Annotated in this window: 24 protein-coding genes; 9 read left to right on the top strand and 15 right to left on the bottom strand. The window is 74.1% G+C overall.

Annotated features, from left to right (window positions below; translation table 11 throughout):
- Positions 1 to 58: 58 nt before the first annotated feature.
- Both WME98_RS51385 and WME98_RS51380 read right to left on the bottom strand, forming a co-directional pair.
- Positions 59 to 3301 (bottom strand): hypothetical protein, encoded by a 3243-nt coding sequence (locus WME98_RS51385; protein WP_437948902.1) that lies wholly within the window; start codon positions 3299 to 3301, stop codon positions 59 to 61.
- The gene (locus WME98_RS51380) at positions 3298 to 4587 is read right to left on the bottom strand and encodes a serine/threonine protein kinase (protein WP_437948901.1); all 1290 of its coding nucleotides are present in this window, start codon (positions 4585 to 4587) and stop codon (positions 3298 to 3300) included. Before WME98_RS51380 ends, WME98_RS51385 begins: the two co-directional genes overlap by 4 nt.
- Before the next feature lie 99 nt (positions 4588 to 4686).
- Between WME98_RS51380 and WME98_RS51375 the strand changes: the two genes are divergently transcribed.
- From WME98_RS51375 to WME98_RS51355, 5 genes are all read left to right on the top strand, one after another.
- A complete protein-coding gene (locus WME98_RS51375) occupies positions 4687 to 5280 on the top strand; it encodes a hypothetical protein (RefSeq protein ID WP_437948900.1) in 594 nt (197 codons plus the stop codon).
- Positions 5281 to 5396: 116 nt separating this feature from the next.
- Positions 5397 to 5633: a hypothetical protein gene (locus WME98_RS51370; protein WP_020737154.1), complete on the top strand. Its 237-nt coding sequence runs from the start codon at positions 5397 to 5399 to the stop codon at positions 5631 to 5633.
- A 245-nt stretch (positions 5634 to 5878) separates the two neighbouring features.
- Complete coding sequence (locus WME98_RS51365; protein ID WP_437312399.1) at positions 5879 to 6073, top strand: hypothetical protein; 195 nt, start codon at positions 5879 to 5881, stop codon at positions 6071 to 6073.
- A gap of 296 nt (positions 6074 to 6369) precedes the next feature.
- Positions 6370 to 7041, top strand: coding sequence for a DUF2914 domain-containing protein (locus tag WME98_RS51360; protein ID WP_437948899.1), 672 nt, complete (start codon positions 6370 to 6372; stop codon positions 7039 to 7041).
- Between the two features lie 18 nt (positions 7042 to 7059).
- Positions 7060 to 7863 (top strand): hypothetical protein, encoded by an 804-nt coding sequence (locus WME98_RS51355; protein ID WP_437954136.1) that lies wholly within the window; start codon positions 7060 to 7062, stop codon positions 7861 to 7863.
- A gap of 48 nt (positions 7864 to 7911) precedes the next feature.
- On the opposite strand, the gene WME98_RS51350 is transcribed toward WME98_RS51355, so the two are convergent.
- From WME98_RS51350 to WME98_RS51325, 6 genes are all read right to left on the bottom strand, one after another.
- Positions 7912 to 8934, bottom strand: a complete 1023-nt coding sequence (locus WME98_RS51350) for a hypothetical protein (RefSeq protein ID WP_437322350.1) — start codon at positions 8932 to 8934, stop codon at positions 7912 to 7914.
- Positions 8934 to 9953, bottom strand: coding sequence for a hypothetical protein (locus WME98_RS51345; protein WP_437948898.1), 1020 nt, complete (start codon positions 9951 to 9953; stop codon positions 8934 to 8936). Before WME98_RS51345 ends, WME98_RS51350 begins: the two co-directional genes overlap by 1 nt.
- Positions 9950 to 11503, bottom strand: coding sequence for a serine/threonine-protein kinase (locus WME98_RS51340; RefSeq protein ID WP_437948897.1), 1554 nt, complete (start codon positions 11501 to 11503; stop codon positions 9950 to 9952). Before WME98_RS51340 ends, WME98_RS51345 begins: the two co-directional genes overlap by 4 nt.
- A 166-nt stretch (positions 11504 to 11669) precedes the next feature.
- Positions 11670 to 12527: a 1-acyl-sn-glycerol-3-phosphate acyltransferase gene (locus WME98_RS51335; RefSeq protein WP_437948896.1), complete on the bottom strand. Its 858-nt coding sequence runs from the start codon at positions 12525 to 12527 to the stop codon at positions 11670 to 11672.
- 206 nt (positions 12528 to 12733) lie between these two features.
- Complete coding sequence (locus tag WME98_RS51330) at positions 12734 to 13606, bottom strand: formylglycine-generating enzyme family protein (protein ID WP_437948895.1); 873 nt, start codon at positions 13604 to 13606, stop codon at positions 12734 to 12736.
- A 333-nt stretch (positions 13607 to 13939) separates the two neighbouring features.
- The gene (locus WME98_RS51325; RefSeq protein ID WP_437948894.1) at positions 13940 to 15337 is read right to left on the bottom strand and encodes a hypothetical protein; all 1398 of its coding nucleotides are present in this window, start codon (positions 15335 to 15337) and stop codon (positions 13940 to 13942) included.
- 137 nt (positions 15338 to 15474) lie between these two features.
- Between WME98_RS51325 and WME98_RS51320 the strand changes: the two genes are divergently transcribed.
- Positions 15475 to 16320 carry an MBL fold metallo-hydrolase gene (locus tag WME98_RS51320; RefSeq protein ID WP_437322345.1) on the top strand — a complete coding sequence of 282 codons (846 nt, stop codon included), beginning with the start codon at positions 15475 to 15477 and terminating at the stop codon, positions 16318 to 16320.
- Between the two features lie 56 nt (positions 16321 to 16376).
- Here the strand turns inward: WME98_RS51320 and WME98_RS51315 are convergent, their stop codons facing one another.
- On the bottom strand, positions 16377 to 17096 hold the full coding sequence (locus WME98_RS51315; protein WP_437948893.1) for a DUF192 domain-containing protein: 720 nt from the start codon (positions 17094 to 17096) through the stop codon (positions 16377 to 16379).
- A 66-nt stretch (positions 17097 to 17162) separates the two neighbouring features.
- Between WME98_RS51315 and WME98_RS51310 the strand changes: the two genes are divergently transcribed.
- Positions 17163 to 17972, top strand: coding sequence for a peptidylprolyl isomerase (locus tag WME98_RS51310; protein ID WP_437948892.1), 810 nt, complete (start codon positions 17163 to 17165; stop codon positions 17970 to 17972).
- A 78-nt stretch (positions 17973 to 18050) separates the two neighbouring features.
- On the opposite strand, the gene WME98_RS51305 is transcribed toward WME98_RS51310, so the two are convergent.
- Positions 18051 to 18965 carry a lamin tail domain-containing protein gene (locus tag WME98_RS51305; protein ID WP_437948891.1) on the bottom strand — a complete coding sequence of 305 codons (915 nt, stop codon included), beginning with the start codon at positions 18963 to 18965 and terminating at the stop codon, positions 18051 to 18053.
- Positions 18966 to 19176: 211 nt separating this feature from the next.
- Between WME98_RS51305 and WME98_RS51300 the strand changes: the two genes are divergently transcribed.
- Positions 19177 to 19725 carry a hypothetical protein gene (locus WME98_RS51300; protein WP_020737138.1) on the top strand — a complete coding sequence of 183 codons (549 nt, stop codon included), beginning with the start codon at positions 19177 to 19179 and terminating at the stop codon, positions 19723 to 19725.
- On the top strand, positions 19716 to 21395 hold the full coding sequence (locus WME98_RS51295; protein WP_437948890.1) for a MopE-related protein: 1680 nt from the start codon (positions 19716 to 19718) through the stop codon (positions 21393 to 21395). The genes WME98_RS51300 and WME98_RS51295 overlap by 10 nt, the downstream gene beginning before the upstream one ends.
- Before the next feature lie 135 nt (positions 21396 to 21530).
- Here WME98_RS51295 and WME98_RS51290 read toward each other — a convergent pair whose 3' ends face one another.
- The 5 genes from WME98_RS51290 to WME98_RS51270 form a co-directional block, all read right to left on the bottom strand.
- Positions 21531 to 22550, bottom strand: a complete 1020-nt coding sequence (locus WME98_RS51290; protein WP_437948889.1) for a hydroxymethylglutaryl-CoA lyase — start codon at positions 22548 to 22550, stop codon at positions 21531 to 21533.
- On the bottom strand, positions 22547 to 23986 hold the full coding sequence (gene purF, locus WME98_RS51285; protein ID WP_437948888.1) for an amidophosphoribosyltransferase: 1440 nt from the start codon (positions 23984 to 23986) through the stop codon (positions 22547 to 22549). The genes WME98_RS51290 and purF overlap by 4 nt, the downstream gene beginning before the upstream one ends.
- 260 nt (positions 23987 to 24246) lie before the next feature.
- Entirely contained in the window at positions 24247 to 24930 is a 684-nt protein-coding gene (locus WME98_RS51280; RefSeq protein ID WP_437948887.1) for a hypothetical protein, read from the bottom strand.
- 118 nt (positions 24931 to 25048) lie between these two features.
- Positions 25049 to 25522, bottom strand: coding sequence for a cyclic nucleotide-binding domain-containing protein (locus tag WME98_RS51275; RefSeq protein ID WP_061621876.1), 474 nt, complete (start codon positions 25520 to 25522; stop codon positions 25049 to 25051).
- 67 nt (positions 25523 to 25589) lie between these two features.
- A complete protein-coding gene (locus WME98_RS51270) occupies positions 25590 to 26606 on the bottom strand; it encodes an energy transducer TonB (RefSeq protein WP_437948886.1) in 1017 nt (338 codons plus the stop codon).
- Positions 26607 to 26620: the final 14 nt, after the last annotated feature.

Genomic DNA, 26620 nt, shown 5'->3' with positions numbered 1-26620 from the left:
GTGCGCCGGCGCGCCGAGAGGACTGCGTCGCGGGTGGCTCCATCGCGGTCACCTCGGCTCAGGGGATCTCGATCTCGGCCCGCGCGAGCTCGACGACCTCGAGGCGGCCGAGCATCGACTCGGTGACCAGCGGGCCGGTCGGCCGGAGGCCGCGCCGCGCCTGCTCCCGCTCGTACGCGGCGAAGGCGCGGATCAGGAAGGGGGGAAACGCCCGGAAGAGCAGCCGCGCCTCGGCCCGGAGCGGGCCGCGGAGCGCGCCGACCGGGAGGTCGTACGTGTACCGGATCGGCACGTCGGGCGGCGCGGAGCGCGTGTCGATGATCGCGTCCGGGCCCTTCACGGCCCCGCGGCTCGCGTCGAGCGCGCCGACGGGGAAATAGGTCTCCAGAAAGGCGTTCTGCCCCGCGAGGTTCGAGCCGCACGCGCCGGTGTCCTGATCGTAGTCCCCGTCCGCGTACCGGTCGGCGTGGTGCAGCCCCTGGCCGGGCCCGGGCTGGCAGCTGCCGTCCGCGGCGACCACACCGATGCAGCGGACGCAACGCAGAAACCCGTTCTGGAAGTTGATGAGCCCTCGCCCGCGGAACGAGGTGCCGCCGAGCCGCGGAGGCGGCGCCCAGAGGGGGACGTCCGGCCCGTCGCGCACGTCTGCCCCGAACAACCCCCCTTGGGCGCCCGCGGGCCCAAGAGGGTTGTTCGCGTCCGGGTGGGTGGTCACCCGGGTGAACACCTTGTCTTTCAGGTCCTCATCCGCGCGGTCGACGCGGCCGACCTCGTAGATCACCCGACGATCTGCGTCCCTGACCGCGAGGTGAACCCAGATCTCGCGCTCCTGGCTGAAGCCTGCCGGCACCTTGTGCCCGGCGCCGACGTTCTCGATCTCGATCGGGATCTCGACGCGGCTGCCGGCCGCGCCGGCGCGCCGCGCGGCGCCGAGCTCGAAGCGGAAGGTGTGGCGGAGCAGCAGATCGCGGCGGCGGCGGGCGCTCGTGGGGATGCCGTGCGCGTCGAGCGACGGCTCGTCGATGAGCGCCTCCGGGAACTCGTCCGACAGCGGCACATCCACGCCAGAGAAGTAGTGGGTCGCGACGTCCGCCGGGGCGGTGGAGCGATCCGCGATCCGGCCCCGCGGCCGCGCCCCCGGCGCGCGCGGGGCGAAGCGCGTGCCGGGCGGGCACTCGGGATCTGGCGCCGCCGCCTGCGCGGCGCCGGCCGGGGCCGCCTCGCAGACGCCCGGGTAGGTGCTCATGTGGCAGTCCTGGCAGCTCGCCGCGGCGCGGCCCGCGCGCTCCTCGGAGCGCGCCCACTCCGCCCACTCGGTGTAGGCGTTGCGCAACCGCTTGAAATGCTCGCCCCGCGCCGCCGCGAGGCTGTCGGTGCCGAAGAGGCGCACGTCGTGGCAGGCCCCGCAGAACTCGCTGGAGCGCAGGTACGCGCTGGCGCCCGCCGACGGCCGGCCGTGCACGACGGGGTCGTCGCCGACGGGCGGCCGCGCCGGCGAGGGCCCGGCGCGGCGGTCCGCGGGCTGGCCGGCGGCGAGCAAGAGCTCCTCGGGGCGGAGGGCGTAGCCGCTGTTCGCGATCCCGAACAGGCCGCGCGCGTCCTCGGGGCGCGCCGCGAAGACGGCGCCGGTCGTGAACGACGTCCACGTCGCGTTGCCCTGGTACCCGGGGCGCCCGCGCGGGCCGACCGGGCCGTGCACCTGGTGGCAAAAGCCGCAGGAGATCCCCTCGAGACCGCGGCGGGTGAGCAGGTCGCGCACCGGCAGGCGCGCGCGGGGGTCGCCGCCGGCGCGGCCGTCCCACGCGGGCATGGCGGCGTCGAGGTTCTCGGCCGGGCTGTGGCAGTTCACGCACCAGTGCTCGCCGCCCGAGCCGGTCACGACGACGCCGCTCTGCCGGTCGCGGCAGGCGCGCGCGGGGTCGACCTTGCGCAGGATGCCCGCGCCGTTCGGGCAGTCGGCGTCGCGCCCGACCTGCTCCTCGATGAGGCTCTCGAGCGCGTTGAAGAGCGGGCTCTTCACCGAGTGCGCCATCACCGAGCGGCGCCACTCCGAGGCCTGGCGGCCGTGGCACGCCGCGCAGTCCTCCGCCGCCGTCTGCGCCTGCGCGAGCGGCGCGACCGGCGCCACGGCGACGGCCCGCGGCGCGGCCGGCTCGGGCGCGCCTCGCGAGATCGCGAGCGCGGCCGACGCGACGAGCGCGCCGGCGCCGAGCGGCGCGAGCCGCCACAGCCGCGCCGCGGCGCTGGCGGGCCCGGGCGGCGCGCGGCGGGCGGCCGCCTCGCCCCGCGGCGCGCTCGCCGGCGCGCCGGAGCTCGTCTGCGCCGCGGCGCCGGAGCTCGTCTGCGCCGACGGGCCGGCGCTCGTCGGCGCCGCCGCCCCGGCGCGGCGCGAGGTCCGGGCGGCCTGCGCCGGCCGCGCCGGCGGATCGCCCTCGAGGAACCCGCTCAGCGCGTCCGCGATCGCCTCGGCGCGCGGCGGCCGCTGCGCCGGATCCGGATGGAGCAGCCGCAGGACGTGGCCCTGCAGGCCCGGGGGCAGCGCCGTCGCGACGCTCTCGACGAACGGCGGGGGCTCGCGGCGAGCGGCCTCGCCGAGCGCGTGCCGCAGGCCCGCGCCCGCGAACGGGTGCTCTCCCGCGAGCAGGCGGTAGAGCGCGAGCCCGAGCGCGTACCGGTTCGCGGCGTTGTCCCAGATCGCGCCGTCGGCCTGCGCCGGCGGCGTCCAGAGCGGCGGGATCTCCGCGGAGACCCGTGCGCCCGCGGCGCGGGGCGAAGCGCCGGCGCCGCCGCTCGCCGGGGCCCCGACCAGCGCCGCGACGAGCGCGCTCGCGGGCAGCGTCACCTGGCCCGCGTCGTCGACGAGGACCGCGTCGGGCGAGAGCGGGCCTGGGAACAGGCTGGCCCGCTCGCAGGCGGCGAGCGCGCGGGCGAGCGGGAGGGCGAGCCGGAGCGCCTCCTGAAACGGAAACGGACCGCGCCGCGCGCGCATCCGATCCGCGAGCGGGGCGCCCGCGAGCCTCCGCACGAGCCAGACGCGCGCGCCGCCCGGGCCCGCGGCGGGCCCGCCCTCGGCCGGCGCGTCGATGCCGCCGTCGACGAAGCCGCCGACGCCAGCGCTGCCGAGCGCGAGGAGCCGCGCCGCGACGGCCTCGCGCTCGGGCCCTGCCGGGCCGCCCTGGTCCGCCTCGCCGAGCCGCCACAGCTCCTCCGCCGCGCCGCAGCGCCAGCGCGCCGCGGAGCCCACGGCCGGGAGGGGCGCGCCTTCCGCGTAGCCCGCCTGCTCCGGCGACGCGCGCCTCACCGCGCCCCCGGAGGCGGCGCCGGCGTCGCGGCGCTGGCGGGCGGCTCCGTCGCGCCGCCCGTCGAGCGCAGCGCGTAGGTCCCGAGGCCCGCGAGCGCCGACAGCGCCACGATGATGGCGATCGCGAGCCCGGCCGGGACGTCGCGCCTCCGGTCGATCTGCTCGACGAGCGCGATGGTGTCGGCGCGCGGCGCGCCCGCTCCACCGGTGACGCGCGCTGCTCCCGGCGCGCTCGCGCGGCCGTGGTCGTCGGGCCGATGCGGCGCGCTTGCGCGACCGTGGTCGTCGGTCCGATGCGGCGCGCTCGCGCGGCCGTGGTCGTCGGTCCGATGCGGCGCGCTCGCGCGGCCGTGGTCGTCGGTCCGATGCGGCGCGCTCGCGCGGCCGTGGTCGTCGGTCCGATGCGGCGCGCTCGCCCGATCTCGGCTGCCGGCGGCGCGCTCGCCGCTCGCCGCCCCGCGCGGCGCGGCCGCGGCGGTCTGGAACGGCTCCAGCCGATCCACGACGTCCTGCGCGAGGTACGGTCGATCCTCGGGCGCCTTCTCGAGCAGCTGGAAGAGCAGCTGCTCGACGCCGCGGGGAAGCCCGCTCCGCACGTCGTCGTCGAGCGGCGGGGGCTCTGCCGTGCACTGCAGGTTGAGCAGCTCCCGCGGCGAGGCCGACTGGAACGGCGGGCGCCCGGAGAGCGCCTCGTACAGGATGAGCCCGAGGCAGTAGAGATCCGAGCGGTGATCGATGGATCGCGCGTCGATCTGCTCCGGGCTCATGTACTGCAGGGTCCCGACGCTCTGCGTGTTCGTCTGGTTCATCGCCTCGACGACCTTGGCGATGCCGAAATCCATCACCTTCACGGCGCCGTCCTTTTGCACCATGATGTTCTCGGGCTTGAGATCGCGGTGGATCACGGGCGGCTGCTGCCCGTGGGCCGCCGCGAGGGCGCTCGCCACGCTGGCCGTGATCCGCACCGCTTCCGGCCAGGGGAGGCGGCCGGCGGCGCCGAGGAGGGCGCGCATCGTCTGGCCGTCCAGGTACTCGAGCACCATCACGAGCTCGCCGGAGGCCTCGATGCTGGCGAGGCTCCGGACGATGTTCGGGTGCTCGAGGTGCGCGAGGATCTGCATCTCGTTCAGGAAGAGCCGCCGCCCCTGCTCGCTCCGGGCGAGCTCCGGGCGGAGCACCTTCAGCGCGACGCGCCGGCGCGACAGGCGCTCTTCGCCCTCATAGACCTTGCCCATCCCCCCCTCGCCGACGAGGCGTCGAACGAGGTACTCGCCGATCTGGTCCATGCGCGCCGTCTCCTCTCCCTGGCCGGAGCGTCTCTTCTACGTGCGAGCGGTACCAAGGGCTTACACCCGATTTCGCGTCCGGTGGTAGAACTGGCCTCCATGCACCCACGTCGGGCCTCGCTCGCCCGAGCCGCGATCCTTTCGCTCGCGGTCTCGGCCTGCTCGCGGACCGTGGCGGAGCCGGAGCCGCCGCCGGCCGCCTCCGGCGCGCCGGTCGCCGCGCCCCTCGCGTGGGACGCCCCGGGGAGCTGGGCCGCGCTCGAGGCGCCGCGCGCCGGCCCGCGCAAGGCGCTTTACAAGGTGCCGAGGGCGGCGGACGACAAGGACGACGTCGAGGTGCAGGTCCTGTCGTTCGGCCTGGGCAGCAAGGGGGACGTCGAGGCGAACTTCAGGGAGTGGTTCGCGCAGTTCGACGGGGACGTCGGGGCGAAGGCCCGGCGGGAGTCGTTCGAGGTCCGCGGCATGCGGGTCGAGCTGGTCGAGGTGGCCGGCACCTACAAGATCCCGCTCGGGCCCCAGGGGGGCGCCCGCAGGCGCGCGCCCGTGGAGATGGTGAAGGACGGCTACCGGCTCGTCGGCGCGGCGGTGAGGACGCCCGATCGCGGCAACTGGTTCTTCAGGATGGTCGGCCCGGACGAGACGGTGCAGTCGGCGCGCTCGGGCTTCCGGAGCTTGCTCGAGTCGGTGCGTTAGCGGTCCGGCCGGCGCCCTGCGAGCGCCGCGCCTCCCGCTCGCCGCGTCGGCGGCGCGGCGAGCGGGAGGCGCGCGGCGCTCGCGGGGCGCTCGGCGCGCGTGATACGTTGCGCCCCATGGATGCTGACCGAAAGCGCGACGCTCGCACGCCGGCCGAGATCTTCCGCGCCGAGGCGGAGGCCGAGGCGGAGCAGAACCGGCTCTGCGAGGAGAGCAAGCACCAGCTCGCGAACCGCTGTCCGGAGTGCGGTAGCCTCGGCAGCATGGAGCTGGTCGACGGCCTCATGCGCTGCATCGACTGCGACGAGGTGGTGGCCAGAGCCCGCCAGCTGCCCGGCTTCGGCCGCCGCTGAAGCGCTCGTGCGCTTGCGCGCGCTGGCAGAAGCGCGCAAGGTGAACGCGAGCGCAGGCTGTACGGGACAGAAAACATCGGGCGAGCTCTTTCCTGATGATTTTCCCTCGAAGCCGTGACTATTCTGCGAACATTGGCGCATTCGCGCCCAGGTCCGTTTTTCGCCCCAGACGCGGTGCACGGAAGTACAGCTGGCCAGCCAGCCAGGGCGATAACAGCCGGACTGAAGTGTTGAAGGAGTTGGAGATGAAGCAGATCGCAGCGGAAGGCTCGGACCACTCGTCACGGGAGACAAGCCAGGGATCCCGGGCGACGACGGCACGAGGCGCGAGCGGAGGCCTGCTCATCCTGATGATCGAAGACAGCGCGATCACGAGCTTCGGGCCCACCCAGGAGGGTGAACTGGCCAACAGTCCGCGCTGGTCCCGTCCGAAGCGCTGACACCGGGCGCTTCGACGTACGCACCCTCGTGGCCGTGCTCCCGTGGAGCGCGGGCACACCACGTCGTCGTGACGCAGTGCGTTGTCATTCTTGAGAGGGCTTCGGCCCCTGCCGCGCTGGCGGCGTTTCGCCCGAGCTCCGCGTCCGCTCCGCGCCGGCGGCTCTTCGTGAGCCCAGCGCGGTGAGCCCGGCGTAGGCGACGGGGCCCCTGGCCGCTGCGTCGCCGTTTTTTCGCCCGCTCCGCTGAATCGTGGCACCTCGTCGGTGTGCATACCCGGGGAACGACGCGGAAAACCATGGTCTTGGCGCTCGCCGTCGCCGCTTTCGGCGGGGGGGCGCTCGGTTGCAGCGACGCCAGCGAGGCGATCGCGCGGATCGCCCGGGAAGAGCCTCCGGCGCTGAGCCGCGCCGCCCACGGGCGGCCGGGCGACGGGCAGGCGAGCGGGGCCGCGGAGGACGCCGAGGCGCGGTCGGCGGCGGACGGCGCTGCCGTGGAGGGCCGGAGCGACGCGGCGATCGCGGCCCGCGGCCCGGCGCGGGAGCGGCGCCGCAGGTCGGGGTCGGCCCTCGAGGCGCGCGCCGCGGGGCGCGGGCCGCAGGACAGCGGCGCTGGCGAGGGGGCCGCCGCGGCGCCCGAGCTCCAGGTGATGCGGCTCGTCGTCGCGAAGGGCATCGCCGGCCGCGAGCCGATCGAGCCGGCGACGTCGTTCGCGAGCGCGGAGATCGAGCGCCTCTACGCGTTCGTCGAGCTCTCGAACAAGGACCGGGCCGCCTCGGAGATCACCGTCGTCTTCACGCCGCCCGACGGGGGCGCGCCGCTGCGCATCCCGCTGGCGGTCGGCGCGGAGCGGCGCTTTCGCACCTGGGCGGCCACGCGGAAGGCGCGCGCGGCGGGGCTCTGGTCGGTGACGGTCAACGACGCGGCGGGCAAGGAGCTCGCGCGCGCCTCGTTCACGATCACGACGTAGGAGGCGCCCGTGGCTCGCATGTTGCGCTCGCACCTCGCCTTGCTCTGGCGCGCCCGCCGCGCCGCCGTCCTCGCCCTCGCGCTCGCCGCGGGAGGCTGCGTCTCCCGCGTCGCCCGGGAGCCCGACGCCGCCGGGCCGCGGCGCTCGCCCGCGGCCGCCCGCGCTCCCGGCGACCAGGGGGACCTCGACTTCTGGGTGCCCGACGGCCCCGCGGCCCGGGTGCTGTCGCTGCAGGTCCCGGAGAGCACGGAGGACGACCCGTCCGACGTCGACCGCTCCGACGACGAGCCGCCCGCGCTCGTCCGGCCCCGGCGGGGCGTGACGTCGGCCGCGGCCGACGAGGAGCGCCGCTACGTGCTCCTGCCGGGCGTCGAGCTGGCGCCCGACGTGGAGCAGAAGGTCGCGGAGATCGCCTCCGCTTACCACCGGCGGACCGGAAAGGAGCTCGTGGTCACGAGCGGCACGCGCGACCCCGCGCGGCAGGCCGAGGCGATGCACGACCTCTTCCGGCACGGCGCCGACGTCCTCGGCCTCTACAAGGACAAGGCGGCGGCGCGCGAGATCAAGAGCGCGTACGAGGAGGGGCTCTCGGACGACGAGCCCACCGAGGCCGTGATCGCGGCCCTCGAGCGGGTGATCCGCGCCCAGATCGATCGCGGCGTGTTCATCTCGGCGCACCTCAGGGAGGGCGCGGTCGACATCCGGAACCGGGACATGACGCCGGCCGAGAAGCGCGCCTTCATCGAGGGGATCGACGAGGTCGGGGGCGTGTTCGCGCTCGAGGAGTCGCGGCCGCCCCACTACCATCTGCAGATCGATTGATCCCGGGACGCCGGCCGGTCCGCGCGGCGCGGCCGCCGGCGCCGCGGCTCACTCGTCGGTGAACCTGACGATCTGCCCGGCGTCGGTGTTCGTCCAGTAGACGCCTGACCCGTCCGCGGCGATGCCCGTCGGGCCGCCCTGATTCTCCGCGAGGATCTCCCGATCGGCGGTCCCGTCCTTGCGAATCCGGTACACGGTCCCCGCCGCCCTGACGGTCACGTAGAGGTAGTCCCCGTGCGCGGCGATCCCGGTGGGGGGGCCGGACAGGTCGGCGAGGAGGGGCGACGGGGTTTCCCCCTCCGACGGGCTCCGCGGATACCGCATCACGCTGTCCGGGGTGAGCCAGTAGAGATTGGCCTCGTCCAGCACGAGCAGGCCCGGCTCCACGAGATCTGCGCGGAGCTGCGCCGCCTCGTCGGCGTCGCTCGTGTTGTCGACGGAGAGCGTGTTGTCGGCGCGATCGGTCCAGTAGACGAGGGCGCCGTCGGTCGCGACCCCGGCGGGCTCGTCGCCCACGAACAGATCCTTTCGCGTGCCGCCGGCCTTGGGGACCCAGGTGATGCGGCTGCCGTTCGGGCGAGCGCTGTAGACGTTGTCGGCGCTCAGCGCGATCGCCTCCGCGGCGCCGCAGCTGCCCCACAGCGGCTCCTCGACGAAAGCAGCCGGAAACCTCGCGGCTTTCGGCAGCTTCCGCAGCTTGTCGCGCTGATGCTTGGCGCTGTCGCAGTCCCCGGTGAACGCCGCGTCGGTGCTCGACCAGTAGATGTGCGTCGCGTCCAGCACGATGACGTCGGGCACCTCGCTGGACGGCGCGAGCAGGTCGATGACCTCCCGCTCGTCCTTGATCTGCCGCCGGAGCGCGCCGCCCTGGCTCCCGTCGGCGCTCGCGCTGGTCCAGTAGATCGCCTCCTCGTCGAGCGCGATGCCCCGAGGCGCCCCCTGGTTCTCGGCGATCACGATCAGCGGGATCACCTGGCGATCCTCGATCCCCGCGATCTCCGCGCAGCCGTGGAGGCCCGGCGCGAGCGCGGCGAGCGCGAGCGTCGCGGCAGAGCGCTTCGACCCCCGCATCACCACCGCCCTCCGAGCGTCATGCGCCCCCCGTCCGAGGCGACGGTCGGCGAGAGCCAGACGCGCTCGCCCGCGACGGGCGCCTCCGGCGACCGCGACAGCAGCACCATCGCCACGCCGGCCCCGAGGCACAGGAGCCCCGCGCCGGCGGCGATGTTCGAGACCATCGCGGTCGTCCGGGCGCTCTCGTTGGCCTCGACGTCCGCGCGGCTGCAGCCGAAATTGCCGCTGCAGCCCTCCTCGACGTCCCCGGCCTTCTGGATCGCCATGATCCCGAACACCGCGCCCACGCCGAGCCCGGCGAGCCCGACCCCGCCGGCGACGAAGCCGAGCGCGCGCACCGGGCTGCCGGTCGCCTCGGGCTGGGCGGGCGCCGGCCGGACGGCCGGCGCCGGGGGAGCGGCCTGCGCCGGCCGCTGAACGGCGGCGTCCGCGAGCGGCGGGATGACCACCCGCGGCGCGCTGGGGCCTGGATCGAGCGTCACCTGCTGCGACCACGGCTGCTTGCCCGGCGCCTTGGCCTCGATCGTCGCCGTGCCCGGATCCACGGGGATGCCCGAGCCCGTGGCCGCAGCGGCGCTCAGCTGCTGGCCGTTCAGCGTGATCGACATCCCCGGCGCCGCCTCCGCGACCTCCAGGACGAGGCGCGTCAGCCGAGCTTCGAGCTCGGCCGCGCGCTTGGCCGCGAACTGGGAGCGATCCTGCTGCCCGGCGGTCGCCGCGAGCGCGGACGCCTCCTTGAACTCGGCCCACGCGCTGGCCGTCTTGCCCTCTTTCTCGTGGCACACCGCCAGGTTCAGCAGCGTCCCGACCGTGGGATCCACCCGTTGGCTCTCGGCGAGCTTGGGGCACGCCTCCGCCAGCTTGCCTTCGTCCATGAGCTTCTTGCCGTCCTGGAACAGCCCCTCGGCGAGCGCCTTGTCCGCCGCCGTCGGCTGCGCCCGGAGCGGCGAGGTCAGGCTCATCCCGGAGAGCAGCGCGAGCCATGCGCCCGCGTGTCGCGCTCGAAACGATCTCAATGGCGGCTCCTCAGCATTTCGTCCTCGCTTGTCGGTCCCTGCGGCCGGGGCACGGGGCCCGGCCTGTGCGGCGCGCCCGACGCGGTCGCCTTCGGTCGCGCGCCGGTGGCAGCGCTGCCCGCGGGGGCCGCGCTCGGCGCAGAGCTCGGGGGCGCAGCGCTCGCCGCGGCCGGCGCGCTCGGGGGCGCAGCGCTCGCCGCGGCCGGCGCGCTCGGGGGCGCGGCGCTCGCCGCGGCCGGCGCGCTCGGCGCCGCGGCGGGCGCGCTCGGGGGCGCGGCGCTCGCCGCGGCGGGCGCGCTCGGGGGCGCAGCGCTCGCCGCGGCCGGCGCGCTCGGCGCCGCGGCCGCGGCGCCGGGGACGAGGGCGCCGCCGGCGGGCCGACCGGGCTCGCCCGCCGCGGCCGAGCTCGGCGCCTCCGGGGCCACGCGCACGCCTCCGACGAGCCACACGCCCGCGCCGGCCACGCTCGCGAGCAGCGCGGCCACGCCGGCGGCCACGAGCAGCCTGCGCCGCGACCGGCGGCGGAAGCCCGTGTGCGTCCACGAGGCGCCGGACAGGCGATCGCTGTCCTCGGCCGCCCTCGAGTTGAGCAGCGTCTGTCCGGCCGGCGACGCCGCGCCGATCGCGCTCTGGATGCGCGAGGTCGAGAGCTTCGCGAAGCTCGACCCGAGCGGCTCGAGCGCCTGCGCGAGCTTGCCGACGTTGGCGTAGCGGGCGCTCACGTCGCGCTCCAGGCAGCGCGCGACGATCCGCTCCAGCATGGCGGGCGCGTCGCTGCGCTTGTCGCGCAGCCGCGGCACCGGCTGGTGGAGGATGTTCGCCATCACCGCGGCCACGGTCTCGCCCTGGAACGGAGGCTCGCCCGTCACGAGCGTGTACAGCAGCACGCCGAACGACCACACGTCGGCGCGCCCGTCGACCGTCCTCGGGGCCATCATCTGCTCGGGCGACATGTACCCGGGCGAGCCCATCACCTGCTTCGTCGACGTGAGCCCCGGCTCCGCCGGCGAGTCGAGCCCTTGCCCCTTCGAGATGCCGAAATCGAGGACCTTGATGTGCCGTGTCCCGTCCGGGTGCTCGGCGAGGAACAGATTCGAAGGCTTGATGTCCCGGTGCACGACGCCGGCCGCGTGCGCCTCGGCCACCGCCTCCAGCGCCTGCAATACGTAGTCGACGGCGTCCTGGATGGACAGCGGGCCGTGGGTCTCGATGACCTGCTGGAGATCGAGCCCGCTCAGGAACTCCATCACCATGAAGGGCACGCCGCTCTCCGTGGTGCCGACGTCGAACACGCGCGCGACGTGCTCGCCTTGCAGGCGGGCTGCCGTGCGCGCCTCGCGCAGGAAGCGCGCGACCGCCTCCTGGTTGCTGAGGGCGTCCTGGCGCAGGATCTTGATGGCGACCTGCTGATCGAGATCCTCGTTGCGCGCCGCGAGGACGACGCCCATTCCGCCGATGGCCACGACCCGCTCGACGCGGTACTTGGCCGCGATGAGCTCTCCGGGCTGGGCCACCGGTGCGAGGAGCTGCGCGGTGCGGTCGGGGGTCACGGCTGGCGCTCAAGCCTACATGAACGGATTCGGTTTTCCGAGAGCCGCGCGCGCCCCAGCGCCCTTTGTCATTCGCCGGCAGGTTTCGCCGCGGCAGGGCGCTGCCCGCTGGCGTCATGGGCGCTCTCGGGCGCCACCGCGCCGCCATGCTGCTGCGGTGGTCTCGTCAACCGCGCGGGAAGAGGCCGTGCCTGCCGGCCGTCCGGAGCTCGTCCAGCCCCTCCTGCATCCGCGCGACGATCCGCGCGAACGCGCGCTCGACCTCGTCCGGGTCGTCCGCGGCCTCGCGCGGGAGGCCGAGGTGCAGCGGGCGGAGCACGCGCGTGTGGATCTTCACCGGGAGGGGCACATGAGGGATCGGGACGCCGACGATGAGCCCCCACGGCAGCGCGAGGCCGAGCGGCGCGACGTTCGAGCGCGCGAGCCGGGGGAGGCGGAGCCACTCGGCCACCCTGCGCCCGTCCGTGGCGATGTAGAGCGACTGGTGCGCACCCGCGCTCACGATCGGCACGACGGGCACGCCCTCGCGGATGGCGAGCCGGACGAAGCCGCGGCGCCGGCCGAAGCGGATCGTGTACTGCGCCGACGTGGGCTTGCAGGCGTCGAGATCGCCGCCGGGGAAGACCAGGACCGCCGCGCCCCGGGCGAGCGCCCGCCGCGCGTTCTCCGGGCTCGCGGCGATGGCCCCGCAGGCGTTGAGCCAGGGGCCGGCCTTCGGGACGTTGAACGGGAGATCGTGCATCAGCCCGTAGGACAGGCGCGAGGGCCCATAAAGGCGCCAGAACGCCGTCATGTGGCAGTACATATCGGGCATTCCCGTCATCGCGTTGTGGTTGCTGACCGCGAGGAAGGGGCCGTCGGGCAGCGCCGCTTCGAGCTCGGTCTCGCAGCGGAAGTAGTCGTCGTAGAGCAAGCCGAGCAGCGGGAGCACGCGGGCGATGAACGCCGGGTCGCGCGCGTCGAGATCGTCCGGTCGCGCGCGCTCGCGGCCCTTGGCCGAGAACGCGGCGATGGCGTCCCACACGAGGTCGAGGCTGGGGCGGGGCTCTCTTGGCAGGGTCAGCACCGTGTCCCGGTGCCCTAGCCTGCGGCGCGACCGAGGGGAAGCGGTTCGTCCGGGGCGCGTGCCGCCGGGCTCGGGGCGCGCGGCCTCGCTCGCGGCGCAGGGGACCTCCGCGAGCGAGGCCGCCGCGGCGCGGGCCGGGGCGGCGACGATGGCGCGTCACCCGGTCACTGCGCGTCGCGGCAGCACCGGAAGCTGGTCTCGTAGAAGCGGAACCCGTCCGCGTGCGCCGGGTTCGTGGAGCCGCACCGCGGCTTCGCGCCGCCGAAGCAGCCGGACCAGTAACAGCCCTTGAGGACATGGGGATACTCGTTGACGTGGTACTTGGTGCGCACCACCCACTCCTCGACGTTTCCTGTCATGTCGTAGACGCCGAACGCGCTCACGCACCCCGGCCGCGAGCCGCTCGGCTCGGCCTGGTACAGCGCCTGGACCTCGGCGAGCGCCTCGTCGGAAGGCCAGGTGTTGAGCGCCCCCTCGTCGGGCGCAATCCACGTCTTGTTGTCGTTGCAGCGCTCGGCTTCGTGGGTGTTCCCGTAGGGATAGACGAGCGCCTCCGGGCCCTGGCACGCCGTGTCCCACTCGTCCTCGGTGCAGAGGCGTTTGCCGCGCGACTGGCACCAGGCGTTCGCCGAGACGGCGCTCTCCATCACGAGCGGCAGGGCGCCCTCGATGTTCGGCGCCTCGAAGCGATCGATGCAGTATCCCTCGATCTCCGCCATGTCGGGCGGGCACGGCCCTTCGGGCGGCGTGTCGAGCGGGAAGTCCTGTTCGTCGACTCCGCCGCTGCCTCCCCCGGCGCCGCCCTCTCCGGCGCCGCCTTCTCCCGCGCCGGCCGCGCCGGCGCCGCCGCCTCCTCCAGCGCCGCCGCTGCCGGCGAGATCCATGGAGGTCGACGAGGACGAGGACGCCGCTGTCGCCCCCCCGCCGCCCGAGGCGTCGTCGTCGCCGGCGCCGAGGCCGCCGGTGCAGGAAGCGCTGACGAGGGAGACGAGCCCGAGGCGCGAGGCGATCCGAACGGCGAGAGATCGAGCGCGCATGGCGGGCTCCTCGCCGATCAGGGTGCCAGAGCCGCGCTGTCCCGTCGAGCGCGGGCGCCGCCCTCCGCGCGCTCTCCGCCGTGGCTCGTCGCGCCAGATCGTCCTCGACACGGACCTTCGTCCTCCGCCTTCCTCCTTCATCGACCCTCGCTGTGCCCGGACGGAGCCACCCGCCGGGGGCGGCGACGCCCGCGCGCGGCGCTCATGCGCGAATCAAGAGAACCGCCCTGGCGCCGAGGACGCCGGGAGACTCCGACTTGAAAAATTCTCCTCTTGGCGTACTTGGCGGCTCTTTTCCCCGGTTTCCGGCCGCCGTACGCCTCGATCTCCCCGCTACAGGCGGAGCTTGCAGCGGAGGATCGCGCTCGGGTTGACCCGCGCGGCGGTCAGCCGGCTCGCGCGGGCGTCGACGCGGACCTGGACCGCCACCGAGCCCGCGAGCGTGCGGCTCACCAGATCGCGCGCGAGCAGGCCCACGGCGCCGGTCAGGTGCGCCATCGCCGCGGAGCCGGCCAGCAGCGAGCAGGGGATGGATCCGGATAGATCCATCCCGATCGAGGCGTCCGCGCCGTCGCGCTGGATCGCCCCCGTGCCCTTGAGCTTCAGCGCGCCGGCGGCGACCTCCACCCCGCTCAGCGCGATGCGCCGGCGGTCGCCCGAGAGCTGCGCGTCCGCCTTGACGGTGGTGGTGTCGCCGAAGAGGAGCCCGTCGAGCTCCCTGGGGTGGGGCAGGGTGAAGCCCTTCACCGTGAGCGCGATCGGGCCCTCGAGCGGCGCCTCGGACAGGGCCGTCCGGTCTGCCCCGGCCGCGAGCCGCAGCTCGAACGTGCCGGAGACCACCATCGTCGAGGCGCCGATGTCCACGCCGAGGAGCGCGCCCACGGCGGCGAGCTGCGTCGGCGCGAGCTCGATCGAGGCGCTCGGCGACGGCCGCGGCCGGAGCTCGGCCCGGAGCGGCGCCGAGGCGGCGTCCTCGCCGCCGAAGCCGAGGGAGATGGACGCCGCGCCGATCGACCAGGCGACGTCGGTGCGCGCCACCTCCTTGCCGGCGACCAGCACGCGCGCCTGCTTCAGGACGCCGGCCTCTAGCCCCGGCGCGCCCGGCGGCGGCGCCGCGGCGCCCTGGACCGCGCCGGCCGCGCGCCGCTCGAGCGAGGCGTCCGCCAGCGCGACCACCTCCGGCCCCCCGTCGCGATCCCGCAGGCCGAGGCGGACGCGGCCCGTGGTGAGCGGCAGCGACGCCGCGCGCGGGCCGTGCTGCGCGACCCACGCTGGCAGGCCCTCCAGGGCGTCGATCCCCACGGCGGTGAGCTCGACCCCATCCGCCGCGATCCCGGCGGGCGAGAGCCCGCGCAGCGCGATCGTGGCGCGCGCCACCGTGCCGGAGAGCCCGCGCACGCCGAGCAGGGAGAAGCGCGCGCCGCGCAGGCGGACCTCGCCGAGGCCGACGTCGATCGCGCCCGGATCCAGCGCGACGCCGCGCGCGCGGGCCTCGGCGACGATGTGCCGGCGGAGCGCGGGCGGACCGAGCACGAGGAGCGCGGCGACGGCCGCCCCGACGGCGGCGATGACGACGAGCGCCGCGATGAGGGCGCGGCGGCGGCGCTTTCCGCGCGGCGCGGCGCCGTCGCCGGGCGCGGCGGGCGCGGCGCCGCCGTCGCCGGGGGCACGCGGCGCGTCGAGCGGCGCCTCCGTGCGGGTGTCAGGGGAGGGGCGGGAGGTGGGCACCACGACGTGGGATCCCTCTAGCGTCGTTCCAGCGCGCTCGCGAGCGCTTCGCGCGGCTCAGCGCGCTTGCGGCCAGGCCCTCGGCTGCGCTACGGGTCACAGGAGCCGTCCGTCGTCGTTCCCGTTCCGCGGAGCCCGGTATGAAGATCACCATCGTCGCGAGCGGGAGCGGAGGCAACGCCACCCTGTTCTCCTCCCGGGGCACGCGGGTCCTCGTGGACGCGGGCGTCGGGCCCCGGGTGCTGGAGCAATGCCTCTCGGCGGCGGGCGCGGGCGGCCCGCTCGGCTGGGCCCCCGACGCGATCGTGATCACGCACGCGCACGCCGACCACGTCGGCGTGGCCGCCAAGTACAACAAGAAGCACAAGATCCCGATCTACGCCTCGGAGGCGACCGCGCGCGCCGCCGAGCTCGGCGACCCGGAGCGCGTCCGGAGCTTCTCGCCGCGCGAGCCGTTCGCGATCGGCGCGCTCACGATCTCGCCGAGGCCGCTGCCGCACGACGCAGCGCAGGTCGCGCTCGTCGTCGACGACGGGGCGCGGCGCGCCGCGCTCGTGACCGACCTCGGGGAGGTCCCGCCGGGGCTCCTCGAGCACGTCGCCGGCTGCGACGTGCTGCTGCTCGAGTCGAACTACGACGCCGACATGCTCGAGGCCGGCCCGTACCCGCAGCACCTCAAGCGCAGGATCCGCTCGGCGCGGGGCCACCTGTCGAACGCGCAGGCGTGCGCGCTGCTCGCGGCGCTGCCCGGCGGCACGCACACGGTCGCGCTGATGCACCTGTCCGAGGTCAACAACCGCCCGGATCTCGCCCTCGACGCCGCCCGCGACGCGCTCCTCGGCAAGCGCGCGCGCCTGCTCGCCGCGCCGCCGCGGGGGCCGCTCGTCCTCGACGCCGCGCCGCCGGCCCCGCCGCCCGGCGCGGCGCGCTCGGCGCTCGGCCCGCCGGCGCCCCCGCGCCAGCTCGGCCTGTTCCCGGGGATGTAGCGCCGCGCGCGCGTGCGCGCGCGTCGACCGACGCGACGCCCCCGCGCGGGCGAGCGTCAGATCCCCTCGAGCCGGACCTTCTGGCCGGCGCGGACGCCGTGGCGCCGCGCCCAGCCGGCGTTCAGCTCGAGGACGTACGTCGAGGGGCAGCCGACGTCGAAGCTCGAGTCGTTGAGCGTCGGGGTGTTCTCCTCGATACCGACGATCGTGCCATCGCTGTCGATGAACAGCATGTCGAGCGGGATGCAGGTGTTGTGCATCCAGAACGAGTGTTGGGTCCGCTGCTGGAAGACGAAGATCATCCCGCGGTTCTCCGCCATGCTCTTCCGGTACATGAGCCCGCGGGCGCGCTCCTTCTCCTTTCGCGCGATCTCGACGAGGACGTCGGGCGCCTGGGCCTCGAGGAAGATCACCTTGCCGGTCGCGAGCTGGAACGGGCCGGTCGGGTCCTCGGGGCACGCCGGATCCGGGCCGGCCTTCGGGGTGGGCCGCTCCGGCGCCTCCGGGGTCGGCTCGATGCAGCGGCCCGCGTTCTGCGCCTCGGCGACGGCGGGCGGCGCCTCGGTCGCGGCGGGCGGCGCCTCGGCCGAGCGGGGCGGCGTCACCTCGCCGCGGGGCGCGACCTGGAGCGGCTCGTCGACGCGGCGCTCGCACGCGCCGAGGGCGGCCGCGAGCAGCAGCGCGCCCAGGGCGGGCGCGAGCGGGGCGAGCGAGGCGAGCGAGGCGAGCGAGGCGAGCGAGAACGGACGGGTCGCGAGGGCGCAGCGCGAGCTCATGCCGCTTCCTACCACGGCGCGGCTCGCCCTTGACCGCCGGACCGCGACGCGCGAAACCCTCCCCCGATGATCGCTCGAACCCTCGCCATGCAGCCCGTCGCCGCGCTCGCCGCGCTGGCGGTCCTCGCCGGATGTTCGAAGACCCCGGAGCCCACGGCCGAAGAGTCGCCGAAGACGAAGACGACGACGCCGGCGTCGACGGGGGCGGCCGGCAGCAAGACGGAGAAGGCCGAGAAGACCGAGAAGGAGCGCCCCCCGCCGCAGCGGCGCAAGGTCTCGGCGAAGCCGGTCGCCGAGGTCAAGCCCAGCGAGGACGACCCGGTGAAGGGCAAGTGGACGCTCGAGGACGCGACCAAGGGGCTCCCGCCGGGCAAGACGCTGACCGCGTCGATCGAGACCGACCTCGGCACGCTGTCCTGCAAGCTGTTCGACGACAAGGCGCCGATCACGGTCGCCAACTTCGTCGGCCTGGCGCGCGGGATCAGGCCCTGGAAGACGCCCGAGGGCAAATGGGAGAAGAAGCCCGCCTACGACGGGACGATCTTCCACCGCATCATCCAGGGATTCATGATCCAGGGCGGCGACGCGAAGAAGAACGGCACCGGCGAGGCCGGCTACGTGATCCCGGACGAGGTCTGGGAGGACGGCAGCCACGACCGCCCGGGCCTCCTGTGCATGGCGAACCGCGGCAAGAACACGAACTCCGCGCAGTTCTTCATCACCGACGCGGCGGCGTTCCACCTCGACAACGGCTACACCATCTTCGGTGAGTGCGGGCCCGAGGAGCTCGTCCACAAGCTCGCGGGCGTCGAGGTCAAGGGCGAGCGCCCCGTCAACCCGCCAGTCATCAAGAAGGTGACGATCACCCGGCAGTGAGCGCGCCCCGGCGCTCGCCGCGCCGAGCTCGCGCCCCGGCCGCGCCGCGGCGCGGGGCCGAGCCCGGCGGGGAGGGGGCTACTCGCAGTCGTTGTCCTCGCCGGGCGAGGGCGAGCTCGACACGGTGAAGCTGACGTCGAGCCACTCGCTCGTCTCGTCGTGCCCGCTGATGCCGTTGCCCTCGGTCAAGAGCTCGCCGACCTCGCGATCGCTACAGCGGACGATGCTCTCCCCGCTGCCGTGCGCCGCGGTCGGCCGCTGGCTGTTGCGCGCGGTGTCGTCGGCATAGCCGGTCTTCCCCGTCTTGTACGCCATCGCCGAGTTCCCGAGCTCAGCGCCCCAGATGACGTAGTCGATGTCCTTGAGCGGGCTGCCCTCGGTCCCGTCCCACTCGAAGAGGATCACCATCTCCCCACCGTCGGTGAGCAGCGCCCCGGCCTGCGCCCCGAGGGCGCCGTTCGTGGGCGCGATCATCGGCGGCACGTCGTCCCCCTCGCAGGGGATGGGCGATTCGTCAAGCGCGAAGTCGGCGCAGCGATTGTACTCGAGCTCGAACGACTCGTCGCTCGCGAGCACGAGGCGCGCCCCCGCCGCGATCGTGGTTCCGGGAGGGAACTGGACGAGGAAGTCGGTCCCTTCGCTGCCGACCGGGGCCCAGGCCTTCCCCTCGGTGATGGCATAATAAACGGCGTTGTCCGAAAGGTAGTAGTCGGTGAGGTCGACCGCCTCGTCGGTCGGGTTCCAGATCTCGACGAATTCGGCCGCTCCGGGCCGGACGACGACCTCCGAGATCAGCAGGTGGCCGGCGGGCTCACCGACGACATCGCCGCCGCCGCCGCCATCCCCGCCGCCCGCGCCGCCGCCCCCGCCGCCGCCGCCCTCGCCGCCGCCGCCGGCCTCGCCGCCGCTGCCGGCTTCGCCGGTGCTGCTCGAGGTGGTGCTGGAAGAGCTCGCCCCGCCTCCTCCGGTCGCGTCGTCACCGCCGCAAGCCATGAGGTGGGCGAGCGTCAGAGGGGAAGCTGCGAGGAGCGCGATACTGAGCAGGTTGCGTTTGTGCATTGTTGAGAGATACATCAGAGCGCCGGCCAACAGGCAAGTGGGATTGCAGCCTGGGGGAAAGGATCCACCTCGCGCGACCGCGTCAGGACGCTGCCCGCGTTGCCAAAGGCGTGGCAGGCGCGCGTGGAATCGATAGCATGGCGCCATGCGACGCTGCTCCTCGCTCTTCCTGACACTCCTCTGCGTGCCGCTCCCTGGTCTGGGCCTCGCCGTCGGTTGCGGACAGACCGTCATCGTGGACGATCCGTCCGCGGAAGGCGGGGGCGGCCAGGCCGGCGCGCCTCCCGTTCCGGGCGTCGGGGGCGGCGGCGCGGACGCGGGCCCGGACCCGCTCGAGGAGTACGAGGACCCCGGCTGTCCCGACATGGAGCCGCCGATCACCGATTTCGCGTGCGATCCCTACGATCAGTCGAGCGGCTTTTGCGCCCCCGGAGAGGGGTGCTTCATCTACGTGCAGTATCCGAGCGAGCCGTGCGGGCAGGAGATCTACGGCGCCTTCTGCGCGCCGGCCGGCCCGGGCGGGCAGGGCGATCCGTGCAGCGGCGGCGGCGAGTGCGGCGCCGGGTTCGCCTGTGTCGTGACCGGCTCGGGCACGCAGTGCGTGGAGCTTTGCGCGCTCAGCGGCGACGACAGCTGCGCTCCGGGGCTCGTGTGCGAGCCGATCGACGTGGAGGGGATGGGCGGATGCCTGTGACGACGCGCTCCGTGGGTCCGCGCTCGCATCGGAGGACGGCCCTCGCGCTGGTCCTGCTCGGGGCCGCCGCCGGTGGCGCCGCGCTCTCGGGGGGGTGCGGGGCCCGGACGGGGCTGAACATCCCGCCGCCCGCGCCGGAGTGCGAGGTCGACGCCGACTGCCCCGGCGCCAAGGATCTCTGCAAGCCGGTGGTCTGCCAGCTGTTCGAGGCGGGGCAGCCCGAGGGCGGCGCGGCGCCCGCGCCCGAGGGCGGGGCGGGCGGCGCCGCCCCCCGGCGCGGCGGGACGTGCGTGTCCCTGTTGCCGGTCGACTGCGACGACGGCGATCCGTGCACCCGCGACACCTGCGAGAGCGCGACGGGGCTCTGCACCTACGGGCCGTCGACGCTCGATCTCGACGGCGACGGCTTCCGCGCGCCGCTGCCCGGCACGATCCCCGGCGAGCCGCGCGCGTGCGGCGACGACTGCGACGACTCGAACGCCGCGGCCCACCCCGGCGGGCGGGAGATCTGCGACGGCGTCGACAACGACTGTGACGGCACGGTCGACAACGGGGCGCGCTTCGTGCCGCGCGACCTGGACGCGATCCGCATCTCGGGCGACATCGCGCCGGCCAGCTCGGGCGGCCTGTCCTGGAGCGGGACCTCGTACGCGGCGCTCTACACCGGCACCACGCGGGGCTTCAACGTGTACCGCACGATGATCAGCGCCGGCGGGGAGCCGCTCGCGCCCGGCGAGGAGATCATCACCCCGAAGAACGGCGACGCCTCCGGCGGGCCGATCGTGTGGGTCGGCGATCGGTACGGCGCCGCCTGGCAGGACCGGCGCGACGGCGACTACGAGGTGTACTTTTCCTTGCTCGACGAGAACGGCGAGAAGGTGGAGGGCGGCGACCGGCGGCTCTCGAACGCGCCAGGCTTCTCGGTCAACGTGTCGCTCGCGTGGAACGACGCGGAGTTCATCCCCGTCTGGCAGGACGAGCGCAACGGCGCCTTCGACCTGTTCGCCCAGCGCATCGACGTCGACGGCAACCTGATCGGCGAGAACGTCCAGCTCACCGATGGATCGAGCGGCTTCGACAACGAGGCGCCCTCCGTGGCGGCGGGCCAGAGCGGCATCGGCGTCGCGTGGTCGGCGGGCGACGCGGTCACGCACTTCATCCAGTTCCAGACGTTCGACGCCGAGCTCCAGCCGAGCTCGGAGGTCGTCTCGCTGACGAACGGCGACACCGACGCGGTCTATCCCACGGTGGTGTGGAACCGCGATCGCTACGTCATCGCGTGGTACGACAAGTCGGCGAGCCCCAAGGCGATCTACGCCGCCGCGGTCTCGGAGGACGGCGAGATCCTCGTCCAGCCGAGGGCCATCTCGAACCCGGGCCCCTTCCGCTCCCGGTACCCGTTCCTGCGCCCGCTCGGCGATCGGCTGCTCGCGATCTACTCGGACGATCGCGACCAGAACGACGGCTACGAGCTCTACGCGGTCACGGTGAACGCCGATCTCGTGCCGATCAGCGACGAGCAGCGGCTCACCTTCGCGCGCCGCGACAGCATCGGCCCGGTCGCCACGTTCGGGCCGGACGGAGACGTGGGCATCCTCTTCCGCGACGATCGCGAGGGCGGCGAGCACCACGTCTTCTTCACCCGGCTCGAGTGCAGGGCGGGCGACTGACGCCCCGGCGGCCGAGCGCGCGGCGGCGCTCGGCCTCGTGGCTGAGCTCGGCCCAGCGCTCGGCCTCGGGCTGGCGGCGCGCTCCGCTTCGGGCCGGCGGCGCGCTCCGCCTCGAGGCCGGGCGCTGGGCCGAGCTCAGCCCCGGGTCGGCAGGCGGCGCAGCCGGAACGGGCCGGCGCGGTGGACCTTGCCCGGCAGCGGGCGGCCGATGACCTGCTCGGCGACGTTGCCCGCCTCGATGAGCTTGTCGAGATCGACGCCGGTCCGGACGCCCATCCCGTGGAGCATGAACACGAGATCCTCGGTCGCCATGTTGCCGGCCGCGCCCGGCGCGTAGGGGCAGCCGCCCACGCCCGCCACCGACGCGTCGAAGTCGCGCACGCCGAGCTCCAGGCCGACCAGGATGTTCGCGAGCGCCGTGCCCCGCGTGTCGTGCAGGTGCAGCGCGAACCGCTCGGGCGGCATCGCGTCCAGGAAGCGGCGGACAATGTCGTGGGTCTGCCGCGGGGTGCCGATGCCGATCGTGTCGCCGAGCGACACCTGGTAGCACCCGAGCTCGATGAGCCGCTCCGCGATGCGCACGACGCGGGCGGGGTCGACGTCGCCCTCGTACGGGCAGCCCCACACGGTCGAGACGTACGCGCGCACGGCGACGCCAGCCTCGCGCGCCGGCGGGACGATCTCCGAGAACACCGAGAGCGTGTCGTCGATCGACTTGTTGACGTTGGCGCGGTTGTGCGCCTCGCTCGCGCTCAGGAAGACGGCGATCTCGCGCAGGCCCACCGCGAGCGCCCGCTCGAGGCCGCGCGCGTTCGGGCACAGGGCGCTGAAGGTCACGCCCGGCTCGGCCGCGATCGTCCTCGAGAGCTCCTCGGCGTCGGCGAGCTGCGGCACCCACTTCGGCGAGACGAAGCTCGTGATCTCGATCCGGCGGAGGCCGGCGGCGACGAGCGCCGCGATGAGCCGCCGCTTGCCCTCGATCGGGATCATCGCCGCCTCGTTCTGGAGCCCGTCCCGCGGGCTCACCTCGTAGATCGAGACCTCGTCGGCGACGCGCGCGAACAGCGGCGCGGACGCGGCGCCGCCCGCGCTCGGGCGCTCGGCCGAGCCCTCGGTCGCCGGCGGACCCTCGGCGAAGGGGCGGGGCAGCGTCAACCGCTCACCATCCGGAGCTGCCGGCTCGGCGCGGCCGGCGTGAAGGGGATCGGGTAGCTGCCGGAGAAGCACGCGTGGCAGTAGCTGTCCGCCGACGGCCGCGCGGCGGCCGGGTCGCCCTCGCGCGCCTCGATCGACCGCACGCCCTCGATCAGGCCCTCCAGCGACAGGTAGCCGACGCTGTCGGCCGTCAGGTAGCTGCAGATCTCGTCCACGGAGTGGCTCGAGGCGATGAGCTCCGATCGCGTCGGCGTGTCGACGCCGTAGTAGCAGGGCCAGCGCGTGGGCGGGCTCGAGATGCGGACGTGCACCTCGCGGGCGCCCGCGTCGCGGATCATCTTGACGATCTTGCGGCTCGTCGTCCCGCGGACGATCGAGTCGTCGACGACGACGACCCGCTTGCCCTCGATCACCGCCCGGTTCGGGTTGAGCTTGAGCCGGACGCCGAAGTGCCGGATCGACTGCTGCGGCTCGATGAACGTGCGGCCGACGTAGTGGCTGCGGATGAGCCCCATCTCGAACGGGGCGCGCGCGCGGTCGGCGAAGCCGATCGCCGCAGGCACGCCCGAGTCGGGCACGGGGATCACGACGAGATCGTCGCCGGGCTCGACCGGCTGCTCGATGGCCAGGCGCCGGCCGAACGCCTTGCGGACCTCGTAGACGCTCACGCCCTGGATCGTCGAGTCGGGGCGGGCGAAGTAGACGTGCTCGAAGATGCAGAGCTTGCGCGACTCCGGCGCGAAGGGGAACTCGGAGCGGACCCCGTCCGCGCTGATGATCACCATCTCGCCCGGCGCGACGTCGCGCACCTTGCGCGCGCCGATCAGATCGAACGCCGTCGACTCGCTGGCGACCACGTGGGCGACGCCGCTGCCGCTCGTCATCTCGCCGAGGCAGAGCGGCCGGATGGCGCGCGGGTCGCGCACGGCGATGAGCTCCCGCTCCGTCAGGAAGAGCAGCGAGTAGGCGCCCTCCACCTGCTTCAGCGCCTCGGCGATGCGCTGGCGCAGATCGTCCTTCTTGCTCATCGCGATGAGGTGGACGATCGACTCGGTGTCGCTCGCGGTCTGGTAGATCGAGCCGCGCGCCTCGAGCTGCTCGCGCAGGGCCTCGTGGTTCGTGAGGTTGCCGTTGTGCGCGACCGCGAGCGAGCCGCGCGCGTAGTCGACGCCGAGCGGCTGCGCGTTCTTCAGGTGCGACCCGCCCGCGGTGGAGTAGCGGACGTGGCCGATGGCGCGGTCGCCGGGCAGCGACGCGAGATCGGACGGCGCGAAGCCGGACTGCACCCGCCCCATGGCGCGGTGGCCGAAGAGGCGCTCCCCGTCGCTGCTGACGATCCCCGCAGATTCCTGCCCTCGATGCTGGAGCGCGTGCAACCCGAGGTAGGCCATGTTGGCCGCCTCGGGGTGGCCAAAGATTCCGAACACACCGCACATGCCGCCTATCTAGTACGAAAACGGGGCATGACCCACCGTCATGGCGATCCGTCGTCATGATGAGGCGGCCGAGCGCCGGCGCCGGGCCGGAGGCCGGCGCCGGGGCGCGCTCCGGAGCGGGCACGCCCGGAGGGCGATCGCGTCTGGAAGGTAAGCAGATTAACGAATCTGCGGCGGGCGCGGGGCGCTAGGCGCGCCAGAGCGCGATGGATTCCGCTGCTGGAGGAGGACGGCGGCTCAAGGCAGCCGGACGATTCCCGTCATTTCGGGATGTTCCAGAGTTTCTCGATGATCTTGGTTTCCATGGCGTCGCCGTGGCACGTGCCGCACTCCATGTCCTCCTTGTTCGCCCGCGCGAGCTTGTTTTGGTACTCCTCCTCCATGAACGCCTGCAGGGCCTTCTTGTCCTTGCGGTTCAGGACGTGCTCGTTCCCGGCGTGACAGCTGTCGCAGAAGAGGGTGCCGCCGCTCTCGCTGCGGAGGGGCACCACGAAGTTGCGCCACATCTCGCGGGCGACCTTCATGTCGCGCGTCTCTTTCTTGAAGTCGCCTTCGGCGTGGCAGCCCTCGCAGGTGTCGTAGCCGAGCGCCTTCTGGAGCAGCGGCATCACCTTCTTCTTCTGCGCCGTCGGGAGCTTCTCGAGCGCGGGGATCTTCTTGAGGTTGATCCCGATCTTCTTCAGATCTGCCTCGAACTTGGTCGCCTGGATCGGCGTCGACTTGGCGGGCGACGCGTGCTCCTCGCCCTCGTCGGCCTCCGCCGTCTTCTCCGCCTTGGCGGGCTTCGCGCTCTCCGCTTCGGCGGTCGCCTTGTCCTCGCTCGGGAGCGTCTCCCCGTCGAAGTCGTCCTTGTCGGCCGCCGTCTCGGGCGGCGGCGTGGCGGAGCCACATGCTCCTGCGAAGGCGCCCATCCAGAGCGCGAGGGCGAGCGCTGCGTGCTTCATCCTGGCTGCCATACTCCTCCAAAGGAACCGTTGATCGTGAGCAGAACGCCGCTGCCCGTGCAGCAGGGCGCGCCGGCCGGGGCGCGCTCCCACGGTCGCCGGGCGATCGGGCCGCACTCTACTCGAATTTGCCCGAGACAGAGAGGAACGTGAGCTTGTTGTTCGTCTCGCGGAGCCGCTGGACGAGCATCCGGACGACGTTCCAGAGGACCTCGTACGCGAGCTCTTTGTGCAAGAAGAGCAGATCCTCGAACGCGTCCTTCGACACGGTGAGCAGCCGGCAGCGCTCGTGCACGCGCGCGTCGGCGGAGCGCGGGGCCTCGTCGAGCAGCGCCATCTCGCCGAACACCGCGCCCGGGCCGAGCACCGCGAGCGCTTCCTCGCCGATCCCGGCGATCTCGCGGCTGATCCGGACCTTGCCTTCGAGCAGGATGTAGAGCTTGTCGCCCGGATCGCCGTGCTCGAAGATCTTGGTGCCGAGGGCGTGCGTTTCCTCGCTCGCGACGCGCGAGATGAGCTCGAGCGCGGCCGGAGTGAGGCCCTTGAACAGGGGGACCTTCGAGAGCTGCTCGATCCGTTCGGGGACGATCACAAGCTGTCGCGGAGGATAGCCGAGGCGCCGGCCGCGAAGCGAATTTTCCGGGAGCTCTCGCGACGCCCTACCGCGTGAAGTTCACCGTGATGGGCGGGGTCGTGCCGGTGATCGGGGAGCCCGCGCGGTCCTTCTGAGGCGAGTAGCGCCGGCTGAGCGCGCACATGCGCGCGGCGCGACCGAAACCGTGACCGGGATCACTGACGACCTTGACGGAAAGCGGGCTGCCGTCGGGGCGCACCGTGACCATGAGGACGACCTTCGCCTGATCGATCTGGTCGACGTCGGCCTCCGGAGGGAAAGGGCAGTTCCAGCTGCTGCTGCCGACCAGGCCGGCCGGGGCCGAGCGGTCCGGGCCCGCGACGGCCGGAGGCGGCGGGACCGGGTCGCCCGTGCCCTTGCCGCCGACGACGCCGCCGACCTTGGCGTTCGGGTTGAACGTGGGGGACTTGGCCGTGCCCGCGCCGGCCACCTGGCCGTAGCCGACGCCTTGCCCCTCGCCGCTCGCGATCCCGCGGTCGGTCATGTCGAGGACCTCGTCCGGATCCGGCTCGCGCGTGAGGACCTTCGCGGCCTCGGCGGCGGCGGGGGGCGGCTCGTAGGGGTCGTCCTTGGGCGGCGGCGTGTTCGCCTGCGGAGGCGGCGGGGCCTTCACGACGGGCTGGGGCTCCGGCTCGGGCTCGGGCGGCGGCGGCTCGGGCGGCTTGGGCTCCTCGGCCTTCGGCGGCGTGACGTCGACCTCGTAGATCGCCCAGAGGTAGTCATGGATGCCGACGCGCATCTCCTCGACCATCTGCCGCATGTCGTGCAGCGACCCCGAGACGATCGCCCGGGCGGACGCCGCGCTGTGGCTGGTGAGCGCCAGCGTGACCCCGAGGAAGGCGCCCACGCGCGAGGCACGGTCGCCGAGCCCGAGCACCGCGGCGAGCGGATCCGCGGCGCGCCGCCGATCGCCGGGGCGACCCGCGGCCGGCGCGCCGACGGCGTTCGGGGGCTCCTTGGCGCCCCCAGGGTCGGGGCGCTTGTCGCGGCGGCGCCCGTCGTGGAGCGCCCCCGCGGCGCGATGGCTCGTGGCCTGGCTCATAAGCTCTCGCTCGG

The organism is Sorangium sp. So ce296, assembly GCF_051529605.1.
Taxonomy (GTDB): Bacteria; Myxococcota_A; Polyangia; order Polyangiales; family Polyangiaceae; genus Sorangium; species Sorangium cellulosum_D.
This window is presented reverse-complemented; position numbering and strand designations above follow the sequence as displayed.